Source organism: Streptomyces hyaluromycini (assembly GCF_002217755.1).
Lineage (GTDB): Bacteria > Actinomycetota > Actinomycetes > Streptomycetales > Streptomycetaceae > Streptomyces > Streptomyces hyaluromycini.
This window is the reverse complement of the sequence record NZ_BCFL01000027.1, coordinates 254,926-267,110: the sequence shown is the minus strand read 5'-3', so window position 1 is coordinate 267,110 and position 12,185 is coordinate 254,926. Positions and strand designations below refer to the sequence as shown.

Below are 12,185 nucleotides of genomic sequence, written 5' to 3'. Positions count from 1 at the left end.
GTTTGGATCATGCCGGCGTCGCGAGGCGTGGCACGCACTCCCCCACTGCCTTAAAGGCGTGGGGGGACCCCCAGCGGCGTTGTCGTCGGTTGTCGACGTCCCCCAGCCTTCGGCCGGGAGGTGCCCCCACCGCGTCGCCGCCCTCCTCCGCCTTGCAGCTGCACGCACCACGCCCCGCTCGGGTCGGCCGACAAGGCACCGTGAGCCAGGCCGGCCTGATCCAAACGACAGGCCCTAGGAGACCACGTCCTTGCGGGCGAAACCGCGGAAGGCCAGGGCGAACAGCACCAGGGCGTACGTTATCGAGACCGCGGTGCCCTGGATCATGCCGGACCACTCCAGGTGCGGTTGTACGGCGTCGGCCCAGGCGAACTGCCAGTGCGCGGGCAGGAAGTCGCGCCAGTGGCCGAGGGCGGTGACCGCGTCCAGGACGTTGCCGACGATGGTCAGGCCGACCGCGCCGCCGACCGCGCCGAGCGGGGCGTCGGTCTTCGTGGAGAGCCAGAACGCCAGGCCGGCGGTGACCAGTTGGGACAGGAAGATGTACGCGATCACGACCGTGAGGCGCTGGGTGGCGGTGGTGGTGTCGAGTGCGCCGCCGGTGGGGATCTGGAGCGGGCCCCAGCCGTAGGCGGCCGTGCCGACGGCCAGGGCGACCAGCGGCAGCAGGATCATCGCGGCCAGGCTGAGGCCGAGCGCGACGACCAGCTTGGACCACAGCAGGCGGGCCCTCGGCACGGGTGCCGCGAGCAGGTAGCGCAGCGAGGACCAGCTGGCCTCCGAGGCGACCGTGTCCCCGCAGAACAGGGCGACCGGGATGACCAGCAGGAAGCCCGCCGACACGAACAGGTTGACCGCGGCGAAGTTGGCGCCCGACGCGGTGGCCGTGTCCAGGAGGGTGACCTGGCCGTTCCGCTCGCTCGGATCGCCGCCGATCGCGAACGCGATCAGCAGCACGAAGGGCAGTACGGCGAGGATGCCGCCCATCACCAGCGTGCGGCGCCGCTTGAGCTGGCGGACCAGCTCGACGCGGAGCGGCAGGGTGCGGCCCGCCCGGTAGCCGGAGGCCACCGCGGCCTTCTCGGTGAGCGTGCTCATGCGGAACCTCCGATCAGGGTCAGGAAGGCGTCTTCCAGACGGCGGTGCGGGCCGACCGACGCCACCGGCACGTCGAGCCGGACGAGTTCGGCGACCAGGCGAGGGGCGCCGGCGCCGGGCTCCAGGCGGACGAGCAGGCCGTCGTCCGTGCTGGTCACGGATGCCACGCCGGGCAGCGCGGCCACCTTCTCCACGACCGGCTCCTCCACGGGGGTGCCGGTGCCGACGAGAAGGGTGTCGCCGGAGCCGATGATCTCGGCGACGGGACCGGCCTGGACGAGCCGGCCTCGGTCCATCACCACGAGGTGGGTGCAGGACTGCTCGACCTCGGCCAGGAGATGGCTGGAGACGATCACCGTGCGGCCGGCGGCCGCGTAGCGGATCATCACCTCGCGCATCTCGCGGATCTGCGGCGGGTCGAGGCCGTTGGTGGGTTCGTCGAGGATGAGCAGGTCCGGCAGGCCGAGCATGGCCTGGGCGATGGCGAGGCGCTGGCGCATGCCCTGCGAGTACGTGCGGACCGCGCGGGCCAGCGCGTCGCCGAGGCCGGCGATCTGCAGCGCCTCGTCGAGGTGGGCGTCCTCGGGCGGGCGGCCGGTGGCCTGCCAGTACAGCTCCAGGTTCTCCCGGCCGGACAGGTGCGGCAGGAAGCCGGCGCCCTCCACGAAGGCGCCGACCCGGGAGAGGACGGGCGCGCCCGGGCGGATGGCGTGGCCGAAGACCCGGACCTCGCCGCCGTCCGGCTTGATCAGGCCCATCAGCATGCGCAGGGTCGTGGTCTTGCCCGCGCCGTTGGGGCCGAGGAGGCCGAGGACCTGGCCCTTCTCCACGTGGAAGGACAGCTCCCGGACCGCGTACCGGTCGGTGGCGCCCGCGTACCGCTTGCTCAGGTCCGTTATCTGGAGCGGGACTTCGGCGAGCGCCGGGGCGGGGGCCGGGCCGGCGGTGCGGCGGCGGCCGGTGAGCAGCAGGGCCAGGGCGGCCAGCGCGCCGGCCAGCGGCAGCCACCACACCCAGGAGGGCAGCGGCGCGGCGGCCGTGTCCACCCGGGGTGCCGTCGGCACGCTCAGGGGGCTCTGGAGGGAGACGGTGTAAGTGGCCGGGGCGGTCGGGGAGGCGTAGCCGAGGTCGGTGGAGGCGAGGACCAGGCGCAGCCGATGGCCCTTCTGCACCTCGTGGTCGATGGCCGGGAGGGTGATCGAGACGTCCTTGCCGGCCTTGGCGCCCTCGACGCGGATCGGGGCGACCAGCTGGGAGGGCAGCACCTGCTGGGTGCCGTCCGGGCCGACGTCGTACACCTTGCCGAAGAGCACGGCGTCGTCGGTGGTGGAGGTGAGGTGGACGGTGGCCGTGGGGGTGCCGGTGATCTGCACGGTGTCGGCCATCGGTGCCGAGTCGAAGCGGGCGTACTGGCCCGGGAAGTCGAGGGAGATGCCGACGCCGAGGGAGGAGAGCTGGGAGAGGCCGCCACCGCCGAGGCCGGGCAGCGCGGAGACGCCGGGCGGGCTGGCGCCGGCCGGGTTGTCGACGCGCTGGGTGCCGCCCTTCAGGGTGATGGACCTGCGGTCGCTCTCCAGGCCGGGGTAGCTGTCCGAGGTCGCGCCGCGCAGCTGGGCGGCGCCGTCGGTGGAGTCGACGCCTCCGGTGCGGGTGATCCGGAAGGCCGGGCCGGTGTCGGTGGCCTTGTCGCCCTTCAGGTACCGGTCGAACCAGGAGGTCACCCGTCCCTCGACACGGCTGGTCTCCAGGTCGCCGCCGTCATGGCCGCCGGCGATCCAGTCGACGTCGACGGGGGCGCCGTTGGCCTTGATCGCCTTCGCCGCCGCGTCCGACTGGGAGAGCGTGAAGAGGGAGTCGGTCTGGCCCTGGAAGAGGAGGGTGGGCACCTTGATGCGGTCGCCGACCGCCGACGGCGAGCGCTCTTCGAGGAGCTTGACCGCGGCCGCGTCCGGCTTGCCCGACTCGGCGACCCGGTTGTACATCGCGCACAGCTCGGGCTGGAAGTTGGCGCAGCCGCCGCCGGTGTTGAAGAAGATCCCGGCCCACAGCTTCTTGAAGACGCCGTCCGGGAACAGGGCGTCCGCGAGGTTCCAGTACGTGATGGAGGGGGCGATGGCGTCGACCCGGTGGTCGTAGGCGGCGGTGAGGAGGGAGATCGCGCCGCCGTAGGAGCCGCCCGCCATGCCGACGCGGGGGTCGCCGGCCTTGTCGAGCTGGACCTGGGGCTGCTTCGCCAGCCAGTCGATGAGCCGGGAGACGTCGGCGACCTCGCCCTTCGGGTCGTTGAGACCGATCTTCCCGGTGGATCTGCCGAAGCCGCGGGCGGACCAGGTGAGGACCGCGTAGCCGTCGCGGGCGAGGTCCTCGGCCTCGGCGCGCATGTCGTCCTTGCTGCCGCCGAAGCCGTGGGCGAGGAGGACCGCGGGGCGTCGGCCGGTGCCGGCCGTGGTGAAGAACGAGGTGTCGAGACGCACCCCGTCCACTGCCATGACCTTGTCGGTCTGCTGCACCGGGGGCGGGCCGTCGGAGGCCACGGCCGTCCACGTGCCGGCGCCGACGAGCACGACGACGGCGGCCGCGGCGGCCAGAAGCCGCCGCGGCCGCCGAAGCAGGGCTCGTAGGCCGGGGGGTCGAAGATCCATGCTTCAACGGTACGGGGCGGGACCGACATCCGATGCCGACGGTGGGGTGAACCCCCGGCCATCCCCGAGGAGTACGAGCACGTCGCCGTGTACTTCGGCCGCGGTACACCGGGTTGACACCGGGGCGCTTCCAGCGCCCCGGATCCCGCCGCAACGGCGATCGGCCACAGCGGCGGAACTCGGCGGTGCCGGACCGGACGGTGGGTCCCCGCGGGCCCGGTGGGGGCTGATCGCGCCCACGCGGCGGAGCCGCACATCGACACAGCCCCGCGCCCCTGGGGCGACTGCTCTCGCCGGCGCCTACAACCCACCGCCGCCCCACCCCCATCCCGCCGCAACGGCGATCAGCCACAGCGGCGGACTACGGCGGTGCCGGACCGGGCGGTGGGTCCCCTTATGCCTGGGTGTCCTCCGGGAGGGAGACCACCCAGTGGGTGTCCTTGCGGGGGCGGAGGTAGAAGGCCCAGTAGAGGGTGGCCACCGCCGTGATGCCGCCGGTCCAGAGGAGGTAGGTCGTCTCCTGCTGGGTGAGGATGTAGGCGAGGACCGCGATGAGGAGGATCGGCATCGCCGGCCAGAGCGGCATCCGCCAGGCGGGGGTGTGCTTGTGGTGGCCCCGGCGGGAGAGCAGGGCCGCTACGGCGACCAGGAGGTACATGCCCGTCACCGAGACGCCCGTCACGCCGTACAGGGTGTCCAGGTTGACGAAGCAGAGCAGCGCGCCGGGGACGCCGACCGCGAGGGTGGCGACCCAGGGGGAGCCGAAGCGGCCCAGGCGGGAGAGGGCGCTGTTGACCGGGGCCGGCCAGGCCTTGTCGCGGGCCGAGGCGAACAGCACGCGGGAGTTCTGGATGACCATGACGATGCCCGCGTTGATGATCGCGAGGGCCACGCAGAGGCTGACGAAGGTGCCGACCGCGGAGTTGGACCAGGCGGTGACCATGGCGCTGATGTCGCCGCCGGTGAGGGCCTTGAGGTCGGTGGCGCCCATGGTGATCGCGGCCACCGGGACCAGGATGACCACCGTGGAGATCGCGAGGGTGGCGAGGACCGTGCGGGCGACGTTGCGGCGCGGGTCCTCCAGCTCCTCGGAGAGGTAGACCGCCGTGGAGAAGCCCTGGGTGACGAAGAGGGCGATGGCCAGGCCGGAGACGACGAGCATGGCGGTGACCGTGGTGGTGTGGCCGCCCGTGTCCGCCACCTGCATGGAGGTCAGGCTGTCGACCCCGCGGTGGCTGTGGGAGAAGCCCAGCACGGCCACCACGCCCGCCGCGATGACCTCCAGGACCAGGAAGATGCCGGTGATCCAGGCGTTCGCCCGCAGGTCGAGCAGGCCCGCGAGGGTGGCGAGGAGCATCACGCCGGCGCCGGTCATGGCCGGGTCCAGGTGGACGATCGGGGACAGGTAGTCGGCCGTGCCCATCGCGATCACCGGGGGCACGATCATCACGACCAGGAGCGAGAGGACGAAGACCAGCCAGCCGGCGAGGCGGCCCGCCATCGTCGAGACCATGGCGTACTCGCCGCCCGCGCTGGGGATGAGCGTGCCCAGCTCCGAGTAGCAGAAGGCCACGGCGATACAGAGGAGGGAGCCGATGGCGATCGTGAGGGCGGTGGCGGTCCCGAGGGAGCCGAAAAGGTCGGGGACGACCACGAAGAGCGTGGAGGCCGGTGTGACGCAGGAGAGGGTGAGGAGGGTGCCGCCTACCACTCCGATGGAGCGCTTGAGCGTCTTGGGGCTGTCGGACGCCTCTGTGACGGCGTTCTCGACAGGGCGGAGCGTGTCGGTCATGCGGCGGTTCCGATCGACTCGTGCGGATGCCTCCGGCGGTTGGGCTGTGCTGCATGGAACCCCGACGAAAACCGTGGCGTCAATGGCCGTTTACCTTCGGATTCCGCACTCTTAAGGCGATGGACCTCACATAACTTTCGTAGGGTCGAGTGCCCAAGCGAGGCAATCATCAAGACCCTGCGTCACATGACCTTGCTTTTGAAGGTCATGAACGCAAAGAACTTAAGTCACCCGTTTCATCCCGTCGAAACGAGAACCGCAGCTCCGCTGACAAAAAAAGTTGAGGCCGTCCGATATCCGGACGGCCTCAACGGGGTCAAGCGGTCACTCTCAGTGGTTGCGCGGGAAGCCCAGGTCGACGCCCGCGGGGGCCTCGGACGGGTCGGGCCAGCGGGTGGTGACGACCTTGCCGCGGGTGTAGAAGTGCGTGCCGTCGTTGCCGTAGATGTGGTGGTCGCCGAAGAGCGAGTCCTTCCAGCCACCGAAGGAGTGGTAGCCGACGGGGACCGGGATCGGGACGTTCACGCCGACCATGCCGGCCTCGATCTCCAGCTGGAAGCGGCGGGCCGCGCCGCCGTCCCGCGTGAAGATCGCGGTGCCGTTGCCGAACGGGGAGGCGTTGATCAGCGCCACACCCTCCTCGTACGACTCCACCCGCAGGACGCACAGGACCGGGCCGAAGATCTCGTCCTGGTAGGCCTTCGCGGACGTGGGCACCTTGTCCAGCAGCGAGATGCCGATCCAGTGACCGTCCTCGAAGCCCTCGACCGTGTAGCCGGTGCCGTCCAGGACGACCTCGCAGCCCTCGGCGGCGGCACCGGAGACGTAGGAGGCGACCTTGTCGCGGTGCACGGCCGTGATCAGCGGGCCCATCTCCGACGTCGGGTCGTTGCCGGGACCGATCTTGATCTTCTCGGCGCGCTCGCGGATCTTCTCCACCAGCTCGTCGCCGATCGCACCCACCGCGACGACCGCGGAGATGGCCATGCAGCGCTCGCCGGCCGACCCGTAGGCGGCGGAGACGGCCGCGTCGGCCGCCGCGTCCAGGTCCGCGTCCGGCAGCACCAGCATGTGGTTCTTCGCGCCGCCCAGCGCCTGGACGCGCTTGTGGTTGGCGGCGGCGGTGGTGTGGATGTAGCGGGCGATCGGGGTCGAGCCGACGAAGGAGACCGCCTTGACGTCCGGGTGCTCCAGGAGCCGGTCCACGGCCACCTTGTCACCGTGCACGACGTTGAAGACACCGTCCGGCAGCCCGGCCTCGGCCAGCAGCTCGGCGATCTTGATGGACGCGGAGGGGTCCTTCTCGGACGGCTTGAGGACGAAGGTGTTGCCGGTCGCGATGGCGATCGGGAACATCCACATCGGGACCATCGCCGGGAAGTTGAACGGCGTGATACCCGCGACCACGCCCAGCGGCTGGCGGATCGAGGAGACGTCGACGCGGCTGGCGACCTGCGTGGACAGCTCGCCCTTCAGCTGCACGTTGATGCCGCACGCCAGGTCCACGATCTCCAGACCGCGCGCGACCTCGCCCAGGGCGTCGGAGTGCACCTTGCCGTGCTCGGCGGTGATCAGCTCCGCGATCGCGTCCCGGTTCGCGTCCAGCAGGGCACGGAAGCGGAACAGGATCTCCGTGCGCTTGGCCAGCGAGGACTGGCCCCAGCTCAGGTACGCGTCCTTGGCGGTGGCGACCGCGGCGTCGACCTCGTCGACCGAGGCGAACGCGACCTTCGTGGTGACCGCGCCGGTGGCCGGGTCGGTGACCGGCCCGAAGTTGCCCGACGTGCCTTCGACGGACTTGCCGCCGATCCAGTGGTTGACGATCTTCGTCATGACCGGTTACTCCTTCACAGATGGCGGCGTCGGGTGGAGACGTGCCGTTCGTAGAGCTCACGTGCCTTGACCGCGGAGGATCGGGTCGCGGTCTCGGCCACAGGTACATCCCACCAGGCCTGCGCGGGAGGCGGGCCCGACACAGTGTCGGCCGTTTCGGTCTCCACGTAGACACATGTGGGAGTGTCGGCGGCCCGCGCCTCGGCGAGCGCCGTGCGCAGGTCGCGGACAGTCTTCGCGCGCAGGACGCGCATGCCGAGGCTCGCCGCGTTGGCGGCCAGGTCGACGGGGAGCGGGGCACCCGTGAAGGTGCCGTCGTCCGAGGGGTAGCGGTACGCGGTGCCGAACCGCTCGCCGCCCACCGACTCGGAGAGGCCGCCGATGGAGGCGTAGCCGTGATTCTGCACCAGCAGCACCTTGATGGCTGTCCCCTCCTGGACGGCGGTGACGATCTCGGTCGGCATCATCAGATACGTGCCGTCGCCGACCAGCGCCCACACGTTCCGCTCCGGCGCCGCGAGTTTCACCCCGATGGCGGCCGGTATCTCGTAGCCCATGCACGAGTAGCCGTACTCCAGGTGGTACTGGTCGTGCGAGCGCGTCCGCCACATCCTGTGCAGGTCGCCGGGGAGCGAGCCGGCCGCGTTGATCAGTACGTCCGTCTCGTCGACCAGCGCGTCGAGGGCGCCGAGGACCTGCGGCTGGGTCGGCCGGACATCGGGCTCGTCGGCCTCATAGCAGGCGTCGACGCGCTGCTCCCAGCGCTCCTTGTCCTCGGTGTACTCGGTGACGTACGAGTCGGCGGTGCGGTGGCCGTCCAGGGCCTTCTTCAGCTCACCGAGACCGCTGCGGGCGTCGGCGACCAGGGGCAGGCCGGCGAGCTTGTGGCCGTCGTAAGGGGCGATGTTGAGGTTGACGAAGCGGACGTCCGGGTTCTCGAAGAGGGTGCCGGAGGCCGTGGTGAAGTCGGTGTAGCGGGTGCCGACGCCGATCACCAGGTCGGCGGTGCGGGCGAGCTCGTCGGCGGTGGCGGTGCCGGTGTGGCCGACGCCGCCGACGTCCTGCGGGTGGTCCCAGCGCAGGGAGCCCTTGCCCGCCTGGGTCGAGGCGACCGGGATGCGGGTGGCCTCGGCGAACTCGGCGAGGACGGCCTCGGCGCGGCTGTGGCGGACCCCGCCGCCGGCGATGACGAGAGGCCTGCGTGCATTCCTGATCGCCCGTGCGGCCGCGGCGAGTTCGACGGGGTCGGCGCCGGGCCGTCGTACGGTCCACACCCGCTCGGCGAAGAACTCCTCCGGCCAGTCGTACGCCTCGGCCTGCACGTCCTGCGGGAGGGCGAGGGTGACGGCGCCGGTCTCGACGGGGTCGGTGAGCACCCGCATGGCGGCCAGCGCGGAGGGGATCAGCTGCTCGGGGCGGTTGATCCGGTCGAAGAACCGCGACACCGGGCGCAGGCAGTCGTTGACGGACACGTCGGCCGCGAACGGGACTTCGAGCTGCTGGAGGACCGGGTCGGCGGGGCGGGTGGCGAAGACGTCGCCGGGCAGCAGCAGGACCGGGAGGTGGTTGATCGTGGCGAGGGCGGCGCCGGTGACGAGGTTGGTCGCGCCGGGGCCGATCGAGGTGGTGACCGCGTGCGTGGCGAGGCGGTTCGATTGACGCGCGTAGCCGACCGCCGCGTGCACCATGGCCTGTTCGTTACGGCCCTGGTGGTAGGGCATCTCGTCCGCGTACTCGACGAGTGCCTGGCCGAGGCCGGCCACGTTGCCGTGGCCGAAGATGCCCCAGGTGGCGCCGATCAGGCGGCGGCGCTCGCCGTCCCGCTCGGTGAACTGGACGGCGAGGAAGCGGACAAGCGCTTGCGCGACGGTCGACCGAATCGTCATCGGTAACCCTCCGTATGGTCCGGGTGGAAGCAGATCCGCCACTCCCGCGTCGCTCCGGGCCCCGCCATGACGTTCAGGTAGTACATGTCGTGCCCGGGCTGAGCGATCGACGGGCCGTGCCATCCGTCGGGGACCAGCACGACGTCGCCGGAGCGGACCTCGGCGAGGACGTCCGTACCGCCCTCACGGGAGGGGAATACGCGCTGGTACCCGAAACCGTTCGGTCCGTCGATCTCGAAGTAGTAGACCTCCTCCAGCTCCGACTCCTCGCCGGGCCGGTACTCGTCGTGCTTGTGCGCCGGGTACGAGGACCAGTTGCCGCCGGGGGTGATGACTTCCACGGCGATGAGCTTGTCGCAGTCGAAGGAGTCCGCGGAGGCGAAGTTGCGCACCTGGCGGGCGCTGGTGCCGCTGCCGCGGTCTTCGACGGGGACCTCCGGCGCGGGGCCGTAGCGGGCGGGGAGTTGTCGCTCGCACTTCGCTCCTGCCAGGGCGAAGCGGCCTCCCGCGCCGGAGGCGATCTGGACCTGGGCGTCCCGGGGCACGTACACGAAGTCCGAGACTCCGCTGAACACGCTCTCCCGGCCCAGGATCTGGAACTCGTTTCCCTCTGTTTGCACCGTACAACCGCCCTGCAGCGGAAGCACGATCCACTCACTGTCCCCGGTGGTGAACAAGTGGGTACCACCAGGCGGCAGTTCGACGATCCGGAGGCTGCTGTGCGCCCAACCGGCCCGCTTGGGGTCGATGTCGAGCACGTACTGGGCGTTCGCGGTGGAACCCTTGCTCAGGTGCAGCTCGTTCGTCGTCATCAGGGCCTCACAGCAGTCCTACGGCGGTGTCCACGGCGGCGGCCACGTCGCCGTCCGCCGGGTACAGCAGCGAGCGGCCGACCACCAGGCCGCGCACGGTGGGGAGTTGCAGGGCGCTGCGCCACTTCTCGTAGGCGCCGTCCTGATCGTCGCCCACTTCGCCGCCGAGCAGCACGGCGGGCAGCGTGGACGTCGCCATGACCTGGGCCATGTCGTCGGGGTTGTCGGTGACCGGCACCTTCAGCCAGGTGTAGGCCGAACTCCCGCCGAGGCCCGAGGCGATGGCGATGGACCTGGTGACCGCCTCGGCGGAGAGGTCGTTCTTGACCTTGCCCTCCGGCGTGCGGCGGCTGATGAACGGCTCGACGAAGACCGGCAGCCGGCGCGCGGCCATGTCGTCGATGGCGCGGGCGGTGGACTCCAGGGTGGTCAGCGAGCCCGGGTCGTCGTAGTCGATGCGCAGGAGCAGCTTGCCGGCGTCGAACCCGAGGCGCTGTATGTCCTCGGCGCGATGGCCGGTGAACCGGTCGTCGAGCTCGAAGGAGGCGCCCTGAAGTCCGCCGCGGTTCATCGAGCCCATGACGACCTTGCCGTCGAGGGCGCCGAGGAGGAGCAGGTCGTCCAGGATGTCGGCGGTGGCGAGGACGCCGTCGACGCCGGGCCGGGACAGTGCCAGGCAGAGCCGCTCCAGCAACTCCGCCCGGTTGGCCATGGCGAGCTTGTCGCCGCCCACGCCGAGCGCACCGCGGGCCGGATGGTCGGCGGCGACGATCATCAGCTTGCCGTCCTCGTTGAGGAGCGGACGGCGGGCTCTTCTCGTGGCCGCCTCGGCGATCGCCTCGGGGTGGTGGGTGCGGGTGTGGACGAGGGCGGAGATGTCCACGGACGTCTGCCCGGCGGGGGCGCCGGCGCCGCCCTCGTGGTGTGCGCCTGCGCCCGCGACGCGGCCGGCCCTCACAGCACCGCTCCGGCGGCGAGTGCGGCGTCGATCTCTTCGGTCGTCGGCATCGCGGAGGAGCACTCCAGTCGCGAGGCGACGATGGCACCGGCCGCGTTGGCGTGCCGCATGATCTTCTCCAGGTCCCAGCCTTCGAGGAGGCCGTGGCAGAGGGAACCGCCGAAGGCGTCACCGGCGCCGAGGCCGTTCAGGACGTTGACGGGCAGCGGCGGGACCTCGGCGGAGTCGCCGTCGCGGTTGACCGCGAGGACGCCCTTGGGTCCCTGCTTGACGACGGCGATCTCGACACCGGCGTCGAGGAGGGCCTGGGCGGCGGCCTGCGGCTCCCGTACGCCGGTCGCGACCTCCACCTCGTCGAGGTTGCCGACGGCGACGGTGACGTGCTTGAGCGCCTCGGCGTAGAAGGGCCGGGCGGCATCCGGGTCCTTCCAGAACATCGGCCGCCAGTCGAGGTCGAAGACGGTGGTCCCAGCCTTGGCGCGGTGGGCGAGGGCCGCGAGGGTCGCCGTACGGCTGGGCTCCTCACTCAGGCCGGTGCCGGTGATCCAGAAGATGCGGGCCGCACGGACGGCGTCGAGGTCCAGCTCGTGGGCGTCGATCTCCAGGTCCGGGGCCTTGGGCTGCCGGTAGAAGTACAGCGGGAAGTCGTCCGGCGGGAAGATCTCGCAGAACGTGACGGGGGTGTTCAGGCCGGGGACCGAGGTGACCCAGCGGTCGTCCACGCCGAAGCCCTGGAGTGCCTCGTGCAGGTAGGCGCCGAAGGCGTCCTCGCCGGTGCGGGTGATGACGGCGGTGTTCCGGCCGAGGCGGGCGGCCGCCACGGCCACGTTCGTCGCCGACCCGCCGAGGAACTTGCCGAAGGACGACACCTGGGCGAGCGGGACACCGGTCTGGAGCGGATAGAGGTCCACCCCGATCCGCCCCATGGTGATCAGGTCGTACGCCATCGACTTCCCTTCGTCACGTCTCTCCCGTGGTTTGTAGTCCGGGACGGGAGGTCGTGTCAATGGTTTGTCCGGACATTCGGACGAGAGAGTGGGGCCTAGGGGGCCCATGGGGGTGGTGGGATCGGTGTGTGCGGCGGGTGCGGGCTGGTCGTGGCTGGTCGCGCCCACGCGGCAGAGCCGCACATCGATACAGCCCCGCGCCCCTTACGGGGCACTG

General features: G+C 71.1%; 8 protein-coding genes. All 8 read right to left on the bottom strand.

Annotation, left to right across the window (positions count from 1 at the left end; genetic code table 11):
- Window positions 1-234: 234 nt before the first annotated feature.
- Window positions 235-1,098, bottom strand: a complete 864-nt coding sequence (locus tag SSP29_RS36975; RefSeq protein ID WP_089105284.1) for an ABC transporter permease — start codon at window positions 1,096-1,098, stop codon at window positions 235-237.
- Complete coding sequence (locus SSP29_RS36970; protein ID WP_089105283.1) at window positions 1,095-3,740, bottom strand: CocE/NonD family hydrolase; 2,646 nt, start codon at window positions 3,738-3,740, stop codon at window positions 1,095-1,097. The genes SSP29_RS36975 and SSP29_RS36970 overlap by 4 nt, the downstream gene beginning before the upstream one ends.
- A gap of 394 nt (window positions 3,741-4,134) precedes the next feature.
- Complete coding sequence (locus SSP29_RS36965; protein ID WP_089105282.1) at window positions 4,135-5,532, bottom strand: APC family permease; 1,398 nt, start codon at window positions 5,530-5,532, stop codon at window positions 4,135-4,137.
- Between the two features lie 330 nt (window positions 5,533-5,862).
- Window positions 5,863-7,365, bottom strand: a complete 1,503-nt coding sequence (gene mmsA / locus SSP29_RS36960) for a CoA-acylating methylmalonate-semialdehyde dehydrogenase (RefSeq protein WP_089105281.1) — start codon at window positions 7,363-7,365, stop codon at window positions 5,863-5,865.
- Window positions 7,366-7,379: 14 nt separating this feature from the next.
- The gene (gene iolD, locus SSP29_RS36955; protein WP_089105280.1) at window positions 7,380-9,251 is read right to left on the bottom strand and encodes a 3D-(3,5/4)-trihydroxycyclohexane-1,2-dione acylhydrolase (decyclizing); all 1,872 of its coding nucleotides are present in this window, start codon (window positions 9,249-9,251) and stop codon (window positions 7,380-7,382) included.
- Window positions 9,248-10,063 carry a 5-deoxy-glucuronate isomerase gene (gene iolB, locus SSP29_RS36950; RefSeq protein ID WP_089105279.1) on the bottom strand — a complete coding sequence of 272 codons (816 nt, stop codon included), beginning with the start codon at window positions 10,061-10,063 and terminating at the stop codon, window positions 9,248-9,250. Before iolB ends, iolD begins: the two co-directional genes overlap by 4 nt.
- Before the next feature lie 7 nt (window positions 10,064-10,070).
- Window positions 10,071-10,946, bottom strand: coding sequence for a Cgl0159 family (beta/alpha)8-fold protein (locus tag SSP29_RS36945; RefSeq protein WP_089105367.1), 876 nt, complete (start codon window positions 10,944-10,946; stop codon window positions 10,071-10,073).
- 71 nt (window positions 10,947-11,017) lie between these two features.
- Window positions 11,018-11,968, bottom strand: a complete 951-nt coding sequence (gene iolC / locus SSP29_RS36940; protein ID WP_089105278.1) for a 5-dehydro-2-deoxygluconokinase — start codon at window positions 11,966-11,968, stop codon at window positions 11,018-11,020.
- Window positions 11,969-12,185 lie beyond the last annotated feature (217 nt).